Here is a 17005-nt window from a genome sequence, read left to right on the forward strand (position 1 = left end):
AAATCATAGAAAATACTGTCGAAAAAGGAAGTTTTCTTGTTCGTGTAAAACTCAACACAATGGATTTTCTGAAAAGTTTTCGAGTATATTATATTTTTAATTTGTAGAATAAGGTTTTTTCCTTTTTGCATATTTCACCTAAAAAGGACACATTTTAGACTTCTTTGTTGAAATAAAACAGAAACAAAAGTGCTGTCCCTTGCACTCTTTGGATAATTTAATGATAAAAAATTTGGAGAGAAATTTTATACACTATCGCTGATATTTTTCCTTAAGTTGACGCCATTGCCTGAACGGATACAACTTAATTTTTAATCTGCAGGAGTCAAGTTGAGAATGTCCAATTTTCCACTTTCTTTATAGCATAACATACTTCAGCGCCTCTTGCTCCTCTTGAAGTGCAATGGGCTCACCACTTATGTGTAAATTAATCGTTAATGTTGTACACGTTCTTTTCTTTTTCTACTCTCTCTTGCTCTTCAATACAATATATAGCAAGCGGATTAGCTTTAAGTCTTTCGACTCCTATTTCTTCTCCTGTTCCATCGCAGTAACCATAAGTGCCTAATTTTATTTTTTCTAACGCCTCCTTAATTTTTTCTTTTCTATCTTTTCGACGCTTGATTAATTCCTCGTTTCCACTATCTTCATCAGAATAGTATGTATCAATACTATTATCTTCTAGTTCTTGTTTCTCTAACTCAGCGAGTATTGATTGTAACTTTAAGCTGAAGTATTCCAGTTGTTTTACGCTCATATATTCTTCATCTTCTGAAGGAGTGTAATCTTCTGGTGACTTTATTTTTGGTAACTTTTCCATAATTGCATTATCAAAAAAATAATAAAACCTATATAATTTATGAACAAAAAATTATACTACCTCAAAGTAAACACTATAATTTATAATAAACATTTAAAAGCCTAGTATGATCGACTCAGTAAAAAAATTAGTAATAGATGATAAGAACTTTACCTATATAGTATGTATTTTTATCATAATGTTAAGTTTATCTTCATTTACACTTAAAAACAACAATAAACAAGAAGTTATGTTAACATTAACATGGATATGTGCTACATTTGTTTTGCAGATTTCTACAAATAATTTGTTTACATCTGATTATCATGATGGAATATTAGAGCAAATCTTTGTACAGCCACTCTCTTCTAGGCTTATAGTTGCTTATAAAATTTTCGCTCACTGGTTATTATTTGGGTTACCGATTTCAGTAATTTCTTCCATATTCAGCTTTGCAATTCTAGGCAATAGTATTGAACACTCAATAGCAGTTGGAGTGTCTTTATTATTTAATACGCTGATAATCACTAATATTTCAGCTACTGGAAATGCATTGATGATTGGTCAAAACAACTTAGCATCAGGAGTATCGCAAATTCTTGTTTTGCCAATGATAATGCCAACCTTTGTGTATTTTAAAATGCTAACTCAATTTGAAAATTTATCCTTGAATATTTATACACTACTAATCACCATCTTAGTTTTTGTTATTTTGATTGTTAACAGCACCATAACTACTCACATGGCACTAAAATTTGCTGTGGAACAGGATTGAAAAATCTTACTGTTATTCAGTAGACTTCTTGCATAACCTAGAAAAAAGGCAAATAGTTATTATAGATTTAGGTTTATCGACAATTTGAAAAACCTTCATTCCAGCATCCTTCCCTGTCATCCAAGTAGCCCTTCGTTGTCATCCCAGTGTCAAAAACTGGGATGACAGCTAACCTGACAACCGTCATCCCGCTACTTGTTAGCGGCTAAGAGATACCGTGACGGTATGACGGTTCGCGGTGGCATGACGATAAGCCTCATCATCCCGCTACGTGTTAGCGCCGCGGCGGTATGACGATTCGCAGCGGCATGACGAGAAAGGGGCTACTTGGATGATACCTTTTTTCTACTTAGTTTGGGTTATGCAAGAAGTCTATTCCTTCATAAGGAGAAGTAGTTAAAGGAATTTACTCTATTTCTCCCTCTTTTTTTATTATTTTTAATCTATAGTTAACGTAAAAGAGATATGCAAAAACTCTATTGATCCATAGTCTGCAAATTATTAATAACACTTACTTTAAAGAACCTCACTTTACGCTGATCTTTGAGCGCTCTTCTGTGGTATTTCGTAAGAGTATAACTTGTGAAATCGTCTTCCCTATAGATTAAAGAGTTACACTGCTTTATATGTGATGCTATCCACTCTGCATAGTCCTGATGATCGGTTGCAATGAATATTTCCCCTGTTATAAGTATTTTTTTTGCTAATAAATTTAAAAATTCCGTATTAATTAATCGTCTTTTATTGTGACTTCTTTTTGGCCATGGATCTGGAAAGAGAATAAAGAATCTTTCAACACTGTTATCAGGAAAATTTGCAATCAATTCTCTTGCATCTTCTGTCCACATTAAAATATTTTTTATGTTCTGTATTTCTATGTTTGTTAGCAAGCGAGAAACCCCCTTTAAGTAGGGCTCACATCCTATAAATAATAGATCAGGTTCATTGAGCACCTGGTAAAGCATATTTTCACCGTTGCCAAAGCCTATTTCTACCCATATTCTTTTTTGTGAATTTACAATTTTCTCTATAGATTCCTTGCTGTTTTGAATAGAATATTTTTCCAATATTTCATCAACATCAGGTTTTAGCCTGGACCTTCTGGAGAACGATCTAATCCACTTGCTATTCTTAAATAGCATATTCTTGATACATATATAATTTTCTCACTATATTTTATATAGCTTAAACAATTCTCGAAATGAGTTAATGAAAAATTACTTGTCAATAATTGTTAATATTATATAATATATGAGTTCTAATAAAGTTTAAGTTAAAGGTATGAATAATAATAATCCAGTCGTAAATCTACCGGTTACTATCAGAAAGCTATCATCAAACAAATTTATAGAAGAGATATGTCAAGGCCAATTTGAGGATCAAGATAATACCTTGTTTGAAGATTCTTTTATTAACAAAATTAAAGAAGGAGATGTGGTAGAAGGTGTAATTACAAGAATAAACCCTAACGACGTTGTGGTTGATATTGGTTTAAAATCTGACGGGAGAATTCTGATCAAGGAACTCGGTTGTAATGATGAGGTCATTATTGGCTCGAAAATCAGAGTTTATGTGGAAAGAATTGAAGATTATCATGGTAATGTTGTTCTTAGTCGTGAAAAAGCAATTAGGGACGAAAAATGGAATAAGTTGGAAGAAGATACAGTTACAAGGGCTGAAGTAAGCGGAGTTATTAAACGCTCAATTAAATGTGGCTTTATTGTTGATCTTGGTGACGGAATAAGCGCTTTTTTACCGCTGAGTCATGTGGATTTGAAGCAAGTAAAAGATGCGAAGCACCTTATTGAAACTGAACAAAAGTTCATCGTGCTTAAAATGGATAAGAAGCAGGGCAATATTGTAGTATCAAGAAAGCTGGTGTTAGAAAAATTGCACGCTGGTGAAAAAATTAAATTTTTAGAATCTTTAAATGAAGGCGATATAATAGAAGGGAAAATAAAAAGTATCACTCATTACGGTGTATTTGTCGGTATTCATGAATCAGATGTAGTGGGAGTTATAGATGGATTGTTACATATTACAGATATCTCTTGGAGTAGGGTAAGTCATCCGTCTGCAGTTTTTACTTGTGGTCAGACTATAAAAGTTAAAATTATAAAAATAGATAAGGAAAATGCTAAAATTTCCTTGGGTGTGAAGCAGCTAGAAGATAGCCCTTGGCAAGATGCAGAGTCAAAATATCCAGTTGATAGTGTGCATAAGGGTTATGTAACAAGCATAGAAGATTATGGATTATTTGTTGAGCTTAGACCTGGAATTGAAGGTTTAGTGCACTCGTCAGAAATAACTTGGGTTAAGAGTAATTTACCAGTTAGTAGTCTCGTAACAAGGGGACAAGAAGTATATGTAAAAATTCTCAGTATTGACATTGCTAAGAGTAGGATGAGTTTAAGCATGAAAAGGTGTGTAGACAACCCTTGGCAAGTATTTATCAATAAATATCCTCCTGGTTCTATTGTTTCTGGTGAAGTGAAGAATAATACCGGCTCATATGTATCTGTTGCTTTCGGTGATTCTGGAATAGATGAGAACGTAGAAGGAACAATATATGTGAAAGATTTTAGTTGGTCTAAAAATGGTTCAGATGAGATAAAGAAGTATAATGTAGGTGATAAAATAGAAGCAAAAGTAATAAGGGCTAACGTGAATCGGGCAAGAATTTATCTTGGAATAAAACAAATAGAGTATGATCCTCTTGAAGAACTGATAAAGAAAGTTAAGGTAGGTGATAAAATACAGGTTATTGTAGATAAGAGAGAAGATAATGGACTAGTCGTTGAAGTTGAGAACGATGTAACCCTTCTAATAGATCAAGAGCATTTACCAGAGAATAAAAAATTCTCTATATCAGAAAAAATAGAAGTTGAAGTATTGGGTGTTGAAGAATATAACATAGCATTATCTGCTAAGTGATAAGGTTTACTTATTTTGGCTTCATATAAATGGCAACAAAGTCTGATATAATAGCGAGGGTAGCAAAAAGACATCCTTTTTTAGATAAGATTGTTATAGCAGCTATAGTTGATAGATTTTTTGGGATACTTTCAAGCACATTGAAACATCATAATAGAGTTGAAATTAGGGGGTTTGGTTCTTTTTCAGTTAGAAGTTATAACTTGAAAGAAACAAGCCATTTAATGTTACAGAAGTTTACAAAGAATCAATACTTTAAAACATATTTTCGTAGCAGTAAAAAATTATCTGATTTGATAAATGAATAAAAATTTATACCATAAATAAGATGAAAGTAGGGGTTTGAGTTTATACTGTACGATAGAAATTTTTAGCACCATATGCAAGTAGTAGAAATAGTTATACGTAATAACACATATAAAATATCTTGCGAAAGTGGGAAGGGGAATCATTTATTACGCCTTGCTAATAGTTTTGACAAGTTAGTTAGTTCTGTATCTCAAAAAACTGGAGGTAAGGGTTCGGATGCATTAAATTTCTTACTTGCAGCACTAATTCTTGAGGATAAAATTTTAGAATTAACAAAGCGATTAGATGAAGTAAATCAAGAGCGCGAAAAGTATAGAAACGAGAAAAGAATAGAATATACTGAGGTACTAGATAAGGTAAATAAGATTATCACTAATCTTGAGTGCATAAAGGATTAGCTTCAATAAAGCAAGCAATTAAATTGACTATCTGACTATTCAAGCCAGGAGGGAGGTTTGTCTTACGAGTTATGTAACAATATAATTCGTAATCATCAAGATCAACTATTTTTTCGTATTCGATTAGTTCGCTTAAGGAAAATTTATCAAGATATTTCAATGCGAAATGCCCTAAAAGTATATCGGTTTCTTTGCAACCCCTATGCCAGCTTCTATATATTAATTTTCTTCTGAGTAGTGAGGTATCTGTCATTACAATTAAACTTTTTTTAATTTAAAAGTTAAACTAAATACTTGTCAAGCGAGGCGCATTTTAATATACTTAACATTTTGTTAAGATCTAAATATACAGGTGGAATTAATTTCTAATCTTATCCATCAATTTAGCGATGGAATATATTATTTTTTATCATTTTCTTTAATAATTTCTGTCATAGTATTCGTGCATGAATATGGGCATTATGTTGTTGCCAAAGCATGCAAAGTTAAAGTTGAATCTTTTTCCATAGGTTTTGGTCCTGAAATTTTTGGTTTTAACGATAAGTCTGGAACTAGATGGAAATTAAGCGTTGTTCCATTGGGTGGTTATGTTAAAATGCTAGGAGATACTAATGCAGCGAGTGTCCCAGCTGATCAACAAGAATTAACGGAAGAAGAAAAATTGTATTCATTTCATACAAAACCGCGTCATAAAAAAGCAGCAGTAGTTTTTGCAGGGCCTTTTGCAAACATGGTATTTGCTGTTATAGCTTTTACAATATTTTTTAGCATAGCAGGTTATTATCGCACTCCACCGGTGATTGAAAATGTAATCGAAGGTAGTGCAGCTAAGGAAGCTGGTTTGTTGCCAGGTGACACTATTACACAAATCAATGAGCATAAAATAAAATACTTTGAAGATATTTCACGTGTGATAATGTCGAATCCTAAAACAAGAATGGAGATTGAGTATAGCAGAAATAATGAGAAGCACAGGACCAGTTTAACTCCATTAATAATCAAGGACAAAGACGTTTTTGGCAACACAATAGAAAGAGAAACTATAGGGATTATTTCAGTCAATACATTAAAGCAGTCGTCTTTTCTTGGGGCTGTGAGCTTATCAGTAAGTGAAACTTACCACACTATGTGCTTAACGATTAAAGCTATCTTTCAAATTATTGTTGGTAAGAGGAGTGCAAGTGAAATAGGTGGACCAATAAAAATCGCAAAATATTCAGGACAATCAGCTAAAAAGGGATTTATTATGGTTCTATATTTTATGGCAATCATTTCAGCTAATTTAGCTGCAATTAACTTGCTGCCAATACCACTGCTAGATGGTGGGCATTTATTTCATTATATCATAGAAGCGGTTATACGTAGGGATTTAAGCTTGAAATGTCAAAAATATGCAGCTATTTTTGGTGCTTTAGTGTTGTTTTTGCTTATGGCAACTGGAATGTCAAATGATATTAGGGATCTTTTTTGAAATAAAATATGAAAAAGCTATTTTATATACTGGTAGTGGTTTTTATTTCTTTTCCTGCCCTGCTTGTTGCTTTAGGAACTGCGGAAAAAGTGCAGGTGAAAGATGTCAAATGTATTGGTAATGAGAGGGTAAGCAACCAGACAATAGGGTTCTATATAAAACTAAAATCTGGTGATTATATAAACGACGATGATATAGACTCAATTATAAAAGATCTATATAAAACAAAGTTATTTGCTAGTGTTAATGCTTACATAGATGATAAAAAAAATTTAGTAATAAAAATTCAAGAAAATCCACTGATTAACAAGGTAGTGTTAAAAGGCAATAAGTTATTTAACAGCAAAGAGCTGCTAAGTAATGTGATTCAATCAAAGTCGCTAACTATTTTAACTGAAACAAAATTGCAAAACGATTTAGTGAATTTAGTCACTACTTATAGAAATAACGGTAAGATTGGTGTTAAAATTGAATATGACCTGAATAAGCTTGATGGCAATAGAGTCAATCTAATTTTTAAAATAAAAGAAGGCAAAACCTCTAAAATTAAGGATATAAGATTTATAGGCAACAAAAACTTTTCTGAAAATGAGCTAGAGCAAGTTATCAAAAGACATAGTAATGACATATTTAGTAAGTTATTTAGAGCTATTTTTAAAGGCGGAAATCATTATTCACCGCAATATCTATTGATTAACACAGAATTGCTCGATCATTTTTATTCATCTAAAGGATATATTCAAAATAATATTCAACCAATTGTTGAGGTTGATAATAACAATCAAACAGAGTTAACTTTTTTGATTGACGAAGGACAGCAGTATTTATTTGGAAATAATGAGGTTAATATTGAAACTGAAATTCAGGATTTGAGCCTAAAAGAAGAAATATTGGATTTTATAACAGAGGAAAACGATAAGATATTTAATAGAGTTAAAATTAATAATACAGTAGAAAAAATAAACAAATATTTAAATGAGAAAGGATATATATTTGCAAAAGTTAATCCAGAGTATGCACAACGTGACAATGTTGTAGATGTAACCTACAGAGTGCTGCCGGGTAAAAAGATTTATATAAATCAAATTACAATTGATGGTAACGATCGCACTTTAGATAAAGTGATCAGAAGTAAGCTAAGTGTAGCAGAAGGTGATGCGTACAATATATCTGAGATTCAAAAGTCACGTAAAAAACTAATGAGTAGTGATTTTTTTGAAACAGTGAAAGTAAATAGTTATGCAGTTAATGATAATGCAGTAAATCTTGACTTAAGTGTTAAAGAAAAAAACACTACTTCGTTGTATTTGGGAGGAGGTGTGTCTCTTCCTGGTGGAGCATTGATTAAAATTGACCTCAAAGACCGTAATTTATTTGGTACTGGAAAAGAGCTCTCTTTTGCTCTTGAAAAAAGTCAATACGTATTTTCTACTGATTTAGAGTTTGTTGAAAATAATTTTAACGATTCTGATACGTCACTAGGCATGGGTGTATTTTATGAAAAACAAGATAAACCAAACACTACTTTTGATAGTTGCGATATGGGATTTTTTACAAAGTTATCATATAAAGTCACAGAGAACTTAACTAATTCCCTTCGCTATTCTTATAAGTATAATCATATACACATGGATAATAAGGGTGGACAAGACACCGATATCTCTGAAATAATACTGGACCGAAAAGGTAAACATCAGATTTCATCAGTGGGATACACGTTGGCATATAATAAACTGGATAACCTCTATACTCCAAAAGAAGGGTATTTACTGCGCTTAAGTCAGGATATTTCAGGATTGGGAGGAAACGTGAATTTCCTGAAATCTGAATTCTTATCTTTTTATACGCACCCTATATTAAGCAAAATTGACGATGATATAACGCTACGCTTTAAGATGGTGGCAGGTCATATTTTTTCTTATACTGATGAAAATCTAAACATTGGCCAGCACTTTTTTAAAGGGGGTAATGAGATTAGAGGGTTTGACCTTTCCGGTATTGGACCAAGAGCAGAAGACAAAAATAAAAGCTCATTAGGAGGCAAAACTTATTTTAATCTAACACAGCAAGTGGATTTTCCTCTACCAAAACTATATGACTATGCTGGTATCAAAGGCTCACTATTTGTTGACTATGCAACACTTTTTGGCTTAGATGATAAAAATAAGAAGTATGAAGGGAAATACTATGATAGCAAGCTTGTGAGAGTGTCACCAGGTTTTGGCTTTTCAATGCTTTCTCCTTTTGGTAGACTTAGATTGGATTTCGGGTTTCCTTTAGTAAAGGAATCTTATGATATAATACCATCACCAAATGTTAAATTTTCTATTGAAGCGGGGATTTGAATGAAATATATACAGTTATTTATATCAGTTATTGCCTTAATTATTTCCTTATTTGTGGGGTATAAGTTTGTAGGATATCAACCTCAGAACACAAAGGCTGCAATTATCGATAGTGAAAAAGTCATCAATGAATCTCTTGCTCTGCAAAATATACAACAACAAATAAAGGAGCAGAATTCTAGATTACAACAAGAATTTGAAAATGAGTTAGAAAAACTTAAGCCATCAAAAGAAGAATTTGACCTTTTGTCAGAAGAAGCAAAAAAGGAAAAGACAGGACAATTTAATAAGCACACTGTAAATGTTAGAGATAATTATGCTAAAAAAATGTTACATTTAGAAGAAAGCTATAGAGAAGCAGTAGAGAGTGTTTTTAACAAGATAAAAGAAGTCGCTAAAAAAACGGCAGAAAAAAACAACATAGATTTGGTACTATTTATTTCAAAAAAGAACCAAGTTTTATACTCCATGGATGAAGTTGATTTATCAGATGTGGTATTAAACAATATAAACAAGGAAATACCTGAATTTGCTTTAAAAGGCATTGAATAGACTTATGCAATTTAATATCAGTGATATTATAAAAACACTACCACATTCTTATCCGTTTCTCTTAGTAGATAGAGTTATAGAGTGTGATCCTGGTAAAAGTATAAAAGCAATCAAAAATGTGACTTTCAATGAGCCATTTTTTATTGGCCACTTCCCTGGTCATCCGATAATGCCAGGAGTCTTGATAATTGAATCTCTAGCTCAGGCATCTGCTATATGTGTTCTAGGTAAAGAAACAATAGAAAATAAAGTTGTTTACTTGAGATCCATTGAAAATGCAAAATTCAGAAAGCTAGTTACTCCAGGGGACACATTGATTCTTCAAGCTAACATTCAAAGTGTGTGTTTAGGTGTATACAAATTTAGGTGTATTGCATCTGTTAGCGAAGAAAAAGTTGCAGAAGCAACAATCTCAGCAGTATTGCAAAATAAATAAAATCTTCATCTGTAAGAAACAGCATGTACACTTTATAGTATAGCAATGAAGCTGAATTTCAAAATCTCATTTTCGAATCTATATACTCGCAATGGATTAACAAAATTAGATGAGACATTTTTGAATTATATTAAATCATGTGATGAGAGCTTGTTTTGTTCATTAATTGAAGCAAGAGAAAAAGCAGCTTCTTCTTCGATGTCATCCCAGTGTCACCTCCCATCATCCCAGTGTCACCCCCCGTCATCCCAGTGCTTGACACTGGGATCTAGAAAACAAGAAGAACGGTCAGCTACTTGGATGACAGATAGCCAGCTCATTATAGACCTCTCATATTTACTTGATGAATTTATTGCAAAACTTTTTAATGTTGAAAAAGAAATAGAGGAGCTAAAGAAAAAGCACAACGACTTTGCTGTAATATATAAGTGCAAAAGATTATTTGTCCAACGCTATGCATTGAAGAAATACACTAATGTGGCGAATATAGATATTACTAACAAACTAAGTCATTTTCTCACTTTGCCAACAACAGAAAAAAATTTTGCTGAGCAGGTGATGCATTGGTTTGAAGATAAAGAAAATCACAAAGAGGAAATAGAACTTGCGGCACAATATGCAGTGTGGAGAGTAAAAAATAAACAGAGTATATTATTTAGCATACATAAAAAAATTGACCACGAAAACCTCATACCATTTTCTAAAAAAGAAGTAGACAAAGTTGAAGTGCTGTATTCAAATGAAGTAAAAAGACGATACGGTTTTGACCTAACAAGTGAAAAGGCTAGTTTAGATAAAGCATTGGATAATGCTCACTACTGCATATTTTGTCATAAGCAAAGTAAGGATAGCTGCTCAAAGGGGCTAATTAATGATGACAATACTTTCAAAAAGTCTCCACTTAGAGTTGAACTGCACGGCTGCCCACTAGAGCAGAAAATATCAGAAATGAATCTGGTGAAAAGCGAAGGGTACAGCATAGCAAGTCTTGCAATTGTGATGATAGATAACCCATTATGCGCGGCTACTGGACACAGAATATGCAATGACTGCATGAATTCGTGCATATATCAAAAACAAGAACCCGTAAATGTGCCAGCAATTGAAACAAGGATTCTGGATGATGTGCTCAGTTTACCGTACGGATTTGAAATATATTCTCTGCTCAGCCGTTGGAATCCTTTAAATTTTCAGCGTTCATTGACAAGAGAAAACACCGGAAAAAACGTTCTAGTTGTAGGCCTTGGTCCTGCTGGTTTTAATTTAGCTCATCATTTGTTGAATGATGGGCATAACGTTATCACCATTGATGGACTAAAGATTGAACCTTTGATCGATAATTTCCAGCTAATTAAAGATTTCAAACACGAAAAATTGAGTGAACGCACGGCAGGAGGGTTTGGTGGGGTGGCAGAATATGGCATTACTTCTCGGTGGGATAAGAATTACTTAAAGATTATTAGATTACTGCTGGAAAGACGTGAGAATTTCGTACTTTATGGAGGCATTCGTTTTGGTGGCACGATTAATGCTGATGACGCGTTCAACTTGGGTTTTGATCACATCGCCCTAGCACTTGGCTCTGGTAAGCCACGAATGATCAAAATAAAAAACATACTAGCTCGTGGAGTACGCATGGCATCTGATTTTCTGATGTCGTTACAACTGACTGGCGCTCTTAAATTTGATTCTATAGCAAATCTGCAAGTTCGTATGCCGATAGTTGTCATAGGGGCGGGGCTTACTGCGATTGACACTGCCACTGAAGCTTTAGCGTATTATCCAATTCAAGTAGAAAAATTTCTTCTTCGTTATGAGATATTAGTTGATAAGTATGGAAAGGACTGTGTTGAAAAAGATTGGACAGAAGAAGAGCGCGAAATTGCGAATGAGTTTATATCGCATGCACAATTGATCCGAGAAAAGCAAAAGTTAGCAAAAAAAGAGAATAGAGAAATAAAAATATTAGAGTTAATGCAGAGCCTCGGGGGAGTGAAAGTTATATATAGAAAAGAGCTAAAAGATTCACCAAGTTATCGATTAAATAGCGAAGAGGTGCAAAATGCACTGTCAGAAGGAATTTACTTTATTGAAAACTTAGAGCCAGTTGAAGTTGTGACGGATAAATATAACCATGCTGAATTAATAAAACTGATAGACACAAAATCCGGCGAAATCAAACGTATAAAAGCACGTTCTATTTTTATAGCAGCAGGTACTGAGCCAAATACAGTTATTGCAACAGAAGATAAAAAGCATTTTAAATTAAGTAATGGGTATTTTACTCATTTGAATTCATCAGGAAAAGAAATAGACCCAATATTTTCTCCTAAAATGCAAAATAAAGATAGAATATTAGTGTATAAGCAAGGCAATAAAACAATCAGCTTTTTTGGTGATCTTCACCCTTCGTATAGTGGCAGCGTCGTGAAAGCTATGGCAAGTGCTAAAAACGGCTACCCTATTATTTCTCAGCTTTTGAGTGGAGTTAATAGCTTCGTTTCTGTCATTCCAGTGTGTGATGTTGTGGGCCAGAAAAAAAATGCGTGGTCAAGTGTTGAAGACCTGGCTAATAAAGAATTATTTAATAGAATCAAAGAGCAATTCACTGCAAAGGTTATAAAAGTTCAATATTTAACAGACAAAGTTGTGGAAATAGTGATCAAAGCACCACTTGCGGCAAAGAATTTTAAGCCTGGGCAATTCTTTAGATTGCAAAATTTTGAAACCAATGGCAGAAAAGCCAATAATACAAACCTTGCTATGGAAGGTATAGCCGTAACCGGCACTGAAGTAGACAAAAAAAAAGGAATTATTTCCACTATTGTGCTGGAAATCGGCGGCTCCACTAATTTATGCAGACACTTAAGAGAAGGCGAGCAAATAATTCTTATGGGCCCAACTGGCAGACCTACTGAGGTTTACTAAGTCTCAATATTAAAGTGATGCCAAATTTTATTTCAAAAAGTAAATAATTTACTAACGCTCGTGCACAAATTAAAAATAAATTATGCACGAGTGTAGCGTTATGAATTAGGAGTGCTATATTAAAGCTTACCTCACTATTAAAGCTATCGGTCAGATTAGATTAAAAACCTAATCTGACCGGTTTCTCTATAACCCTCTAAACTCTGATATAATTATATGATAATTAGTTTAATTAGTGGTTAATATGCAAATTGATTTTATTCATATATTGAGATAGCATAAACCATATTGGTTTTAATTATTGTGCAACTTTATAAATCGTCACTGTTACTTCTACTGACTGTATTAATAGTTATAGTCCTAAAATTACCTGAAAATTTGAGCATTGCAGTAAATTGGTCTCTCCCAATTCTAGATTTTGATTTATCTTTTCGTACCATACTAATATCTTTTTTATCAGTTGCATTTTTAGCTGTTCTACCAGCACAAAATTTGACTTTTTCAGAGATGCTATCTTTTGCTGCTTACACTATTAGTTCACTTTATGCAGTTTTATCTGAACATATGATATTGGTTATAATATTCTGTGAATTAATGACCATCAGTGCATTTTTTATTATCGCAGCTAGCTGTAGAGATAGTGGACCTGCAATAAGGTACGCTTGTGTACACTTTTTCGTTGGAGTTATATTAATAGCAGGATTGGCACTTCAAAGCACTAACCTGATAATTTTGGGTTTATTGATAAACTGCGCTTGTTTTCCTTTTTCATTTTGGGTTGTTGATGCATATCCTGCTGCATCGCTACATGGCACCACATATCTCTCTTTATTTACCACTAAAGTCTCTTTTTTAGTGATGCTTTTACACACTTATAACCTATGGCAAGATTGTACTGAAATATTAGCGCTTGTAGGCGCCATCACTGCAATTTACAGCATTATATTTGCTTCTCTTGAGCAAAATATTCGCAGATTTTTATGCTATAACGTTGTAGGACAAATGGGCTTGCTGATTATTGCAGGAAGTTTGCTCAGTCCTTCGGAAAAAGCAATACCAATTTTGATACTGCATATAATCTTCTCTCTTGTTTATCAATCATTATTGTTTGTGGTCAGTAATTCGATTATTTCACAAACAAAAACAATTAGTTTTAATGGAGTGGGTAAACTGATGTCAGTGGAAGGCATGTGTGCTATAATCGCAATACTTACAATGGCTGCATTTCCTGGAACCGTTGGATTTATCAGTAAATCATATATCACAGCTGAAATTGAAATGAACACTGTTGCCTTAAAAGGGTATAAAAATTTATATAAGCTTCTAAATTTGCTGCTTCATTTAAGCGTGGGGCTAAAGTTTCTTTATTACTTATTTATTGCAAAAAGTAAGTCAAAACCTTTAGCAGAGAGAGGAAGCAAAATGACTATGATTATTTTAGCATTTATATGCGTAATCGCTGGCAATCCTTACTTACCTATTTACAATAAACCTTCGATTTTCGATTTTGTGTACAACACAAAAAATATTTGGTCGCAATTTAATTTATTACTATGTACCACTTTACTGTTTATTCCTTTACGCAAGTTATTTTACCCGAGAGTAAATTTTAAAATGGATGTTGATTGGATTTTTAGAGCTTTCTTACCCTATATTATCTTGCTGTTCAATCAGTTAGTCTCTAAAACTAGAGAAATGTTTGCCAGCGTAGTGCAAAACTTGACTAATCCACTTGTTGGTTTATACTTTAATAATATTACTAAACTTAAAGAAGTGCTGAGTTATAACTCAGTGAGTTTTGTTTCAGCTTCTTCTCTCTTTTTAATGAGTATTCTACTAATGCTATTATGTTTAAATCGTTAACTGAAAGTTTAAATTCTGTATTTAGTAAACTGAGAGGAAAGTCAATCATTTCTGAAGATGATTTTAATCTTGCCATGCGTGAAATACGCATAGCCTTAATTGAAGCTGACGTTTCACTTGAAGTTGCAAAAAAATTCATCAACGACATTAAAGATAAAGTGATTGGGGAAAAAGTCATAAAAAGTGTTTCTCCAGCACAAATGATAATTAAAATTGTACAGGATAATTTAGTTGCAGTTCTCGGATCAGAGAAAAGTGACTTAAATCTAGCAGTTAAACCCCCTGCTGTGATTATGATGGTGGGCTTACAAGGTGCAGGTAAAACAACTACCTCAGGAAAGCTTGCTTTAAAACTAAAAAAGCAAAAGAAAAAAGTGATGCTTGCCTCTTTAGACATTTATAGGCCTGCTGCCCAGAAACAACTTGAAGTGCTAGGTAAACAAATAGATGTGCAAACTTTACCTGTAGTAATAGATGAGAAGCCCATTACAATTACAAAAAGGGCAATAGCAATAGCAAAGAACGATAATTATGATGTATTAATACTAGACACTGCAGGCAGGCTTCATATTGACAATAATATGATGAATGAGTTGAAAGCCGTAAAGGAAATAGCTTCACCTGCAGAAGTTATTTTAGTAGCCGACGCAATGATAGGCCAGGATGCGGTCAACATTGCCAAATCATTCAATGAGGTAATAGGTGTAACCGGCATTATTCTCACCCGTGTTGATGGTGATGCACGTGGTGGTGCTGCTCTTTCTATGAAAATGATCGCCGATTGTCCAATTAAATTTATTGCTTGTGGTGAAAAATTAAGTGACCTCGATGATTTTTATCCCGATAGAATTGCAAAAAGGATACTTAGCATGGGTGATGTTGTCTCATTGGTTGAAAAAGCTGCTGAGATTGTTGGTCAGGAAGAAATTGATAAGTTACAAAAGAAAGTGAAAAAAGGTAAATTCGACCTAAACGACCTAGTGGGAATGTTAAAAACTCTGAGTAAAATGGATGGCATTAGCAACATAATGAAATTCATTCCTAGTTCATTTACAAAAAAGCTAAGTAGCAGTCTGCCAGATGACAATAAAGTGAAAAAATATATAGCCATCATAAACTCAATGACTGAAAAAGAAAGGCAAAATCCAGATATTTTAAATGGCAAAAGAAGACTTAGAATTTCTAAGGGGTCCGGAACAACTGTAACTGACATTAATCTTCTAATTAAGCAGTATAATCAAATGAGCTCTATGGTAAATAAGTTCAGTAAAGTTGACCATAGTAAACTCAAAGAATCTGATTTGATGGATATGCTAAGCAGAAAGTAAGTCAGCAGGTAGTGGAATGAGACAAATCATCAGTAACCCTTTAGCTATATCAAAAGCGGCTTAGGTCTCGCAAAAAAATTTACAGCTTCTTGCTAGCCAAGAAATTTATTATTAATTTTAAGAAATACTATAGCTGACCCAAGCAACACGTCATACCGCCGCGGTATCTCTAGATCCCGCTAACACGTAGCGGGATGACGAGGCTTACCTTATCGGATTGTTTCAACACGTCATACCGCGATTCATTCGCGGTATCTCAGCCGCTAACAAGAGATCCCGCTAACAAGCAGCGGGATGACGAGTTACTATACCGCTGCGAACCGTCATACCGCCGTGGTATCTCTAGATCCCGCTAACACGTAGTGGGATGACGATTGTCAGGGTAGCTGTCATCCCAGTAGCCTCTTTCTCTTGTCATCCTAGTGCCCTGACTACTTGGATCCAGGAAAAAGAATGGTGTCATGAAAGTAGCTGACACTGGTCTCCATCCAAAAGGGTGTCATCCGAGTAGCTTGACTACTTGGATCCAGGAAACTTAATTGCAAGTAATGCATTGGGTTTGGTGAGTATGGGTTTTGCGTTATAGAATGAAGCACTTTTTGTGAATTTGTAAAGAAAACTGGATCCAAGTAGTCAAGCTACTCGGATGACATCATCCTTTTTTTTGGATTCCAGACTGGAATGACAGCAGTCCTACGTCATACCGCGATTCATTCGCGGTATCTCTAGATCCCGCTAACAAGCAGCGGGATGACGGTTGTCGTTTAGCTATAAATATTTAAGAAATTTACTAAACAGAAAAAAAGGCAAAAGAAACCCTAGGGTAGCTAGTTATTCACTATCCATTTTTTAAGTTGGCGTTTTTTT

The 17005-nt window shown here is 33.8% G+C and carries 14 protein-coding genes and 1 pseudogene; 11 read left to right on the top strand and 4 right to left on the bottom strand.

Features of this window, described 5'->3' with window-relative positions:
- Window positions 1-131, bottom strand: a pseudogene (locus tag OZD64_RS03450) (IS4-like element ISWosp8 family transposase); the annotation flags it as partial.
- Between the two features lie 296 nt (window positions 132-427).
- Complete coding sequence (locus OZD64_RS03455; RefSeq protein ID WP_010963040.1) at window positions 428-820, bottom strand: TraR/DksA family transcriptional regulator; 393 nt, start codon at window positions 818-820, stop codon at window positions 428-430.
- 106 nt (window positions 821-926) lie between these two features.
- Between OZD64_RS03455 and OZD64_RS03460 the strand changes: the two genes are divergently transcribed.
- Complete coding sequence (locus tag OZD64_RS03460) at window positions 927-1574, top strand: heme exporter protein CcmB (RefSeq protein WP_010963039.1); 648 nt, start codon at window positions 927-929, stop codon at window positions 1572-1574.
- Window positions 1575-2050: 476 nt separating this feature from the next.
- Here the strand turns inward: OZD64_RS03460 and trmB are convergent, their stop codons facing one another.
- Window positions 2051-2716 (bottom strand): tRNA (guanosine(46)-N7)-methyltransferase TrmB, encoded by a 666-nt coding sequence (trmB, locus tag OZD64_RS03465; protein ID WP_012673367.1) that lies wholly within the window; start codon window positions 2714-2716, stop codon window positions 2051-2053.
- 139 nt (window positions 2717-2855) lie between these two features.
- Here trmB and OZD64_RS03470 point away from each other — a divergent pair, with 139 nt between their 5' ends.
- The 3 genes from OZD64_RS03470 (at window position 2856) to OZD64_RS03480 (ending at window position 5215) form a co-directional block, all read left to right on the top strand.
- The gene (locus tag OZD64_RS03470; RefSeq protein WP_274999291.1) at window positions 2856-4508 is read left to right on the top strand and encodes a 30S ribosomal protein S1; all 1653 of its coding nucleotides are present in this window, start codon (window positions 2856-2858) and stop codon (window positions 4506-4508) included.
- 29 nt (window positions 4509-4537) lie between these two features.
- On the top strand, window positions 4538-4816 hold the full coding sequence (locus tag OZD64_RS03475; protein WP_010963035.1) for an HU family DNA-binding protein: 279 nt from the start codon (window positions 4538-4540) through the stop codon (window positions 4814-4816).
- Window positions 4817-4888: 72 nt separating this feature from the next.
- On the top strand, window positions 4889-5215 hold the full coding sequence (locus tag OZD64_RS03480; RefSeq protein ID WP_010082086.1) for a cell division protein ZapA: 327 nt from the start codon (window positions 4889-4891) through the stop codon (window positions 5213-5215).
- On the opposite strand, the gene OZD64_RS03485 is transcribed toward OZD64_RS03480, so the two are convergent.
- Entirely contained in the window at window positions 5190-5468 is a 279-nt protein-coding gene (locus OZD64_RS03485) for an FAD assembly factor SdhE (RefSeq protein ID WP_006279484.1), read from the bottom strand. The two genes, OZD64_RS03480 and OZD64_RS03485, sit on opposite strands and share 26 nt — an antisense overlap.
- 99 nt (window positions 5469-5567) lie before the next feature.
- Here OZD64_RS03485 and rseP point away from each other — a divergent pair, with 99 nt between their 5' ends.
- From rseP to ffh, 7 genes are all read left to right on the top strand, one after another.
- A complete protein-coding gene (rseP, locus tag OZD64_RS03490; RefSeq protein WP_274999292.1) occupies window positions 5568-6686 on the top strand; it encodes an RIP metalloprotease RseP in 1119 nt (372 codons plus the stop codon).
- An 8-nt stretch (window positions 6687-6694) separates the two neighbouring features.
- A complete protein-coding gene (gene bamA, locus OZD64_RS03495) occupies window positions 6695-9031 on the top strand; it encodes an outer membrane protein assembly factor BamA (RefSeq protein WP_274999293.1) in 2337 nt (778 codons plus the stop codon).
- Window positions 9032-9583, top strand: a complete 552-nt coding sequence (locus OZD64_RS03500) for an OmpH family outer membrane protein (RefSeq protein ID WP_010082083.1) — start codon at window positions 9032-9034, stop codon at window positions 9581-9583.
- A gap of 4 nt (window positions 9584-9587) precedes the next feature.
- On the top strand, window positions 9588-10019 hold the full coding sequence (gene fabZ, locus OZD64_RS03505) for a 3-hydroxyacyl-ACP dehydratase FabZ (RefSeq protein WP_010082082.1): 432 nt from the start codon (window positions 9588-9590) through the stop codon (window positions 10017-10019).
- A 45-nt stretch (window positions 10020-10064) separates the two neighbouring features.
- Window positions 10065-12947 carry an FAD-dependent oxidoreductase gene (locus OZD64_RS03510; protein ID WP_274999295.1) on the top strand — a complete coding sequence of 961 codons (2883 nt, stop codon included), beginning with the start codon at window positions 10065-10067 and terminating at the stop codon, window positions 12945-12947.
- A 303-nt stretch (window positions 12948-13250) separates the two neighbouring features.
- Window positions 13251-14810, top strand: coding sequence for a proton-conducting transporter transmembrane domain-containing protein (locus OZD64_RS03515; RefSeq protein WP_274999296.1), 1560 nt, complete (start codon window positions 13251-13253; stop codon window positions 14808-14810).
- Window positions 14795-16138, top strand: a complete 1344-nt coding sequence (gene ffh, locus OZD64_RS03520) for a signal recognition particle protein (protein ID WP_274999297.1) — start codon at window positions 14795-14797, stop codon at window positions 16136-16138. Before OZD64_RS03515 ends, ffh begins: the two co-directional genes overlap by 16 nt.
- Window positions 16139-17005: the final 867 nt, after the last annotated feature.

The sequence above is a fragment of the Wolbachia endosymbiont of Drosophila tristis genome, assembly GCF_028981745.1.
In the GTDB taxonomy this organism is placed as follows: Bacteria; Pseudomonadota; Alphaproteobacteria; order Rickettsiales; family Anaplasmataceae; genus Wolbachia; species Wolbachia pipientis.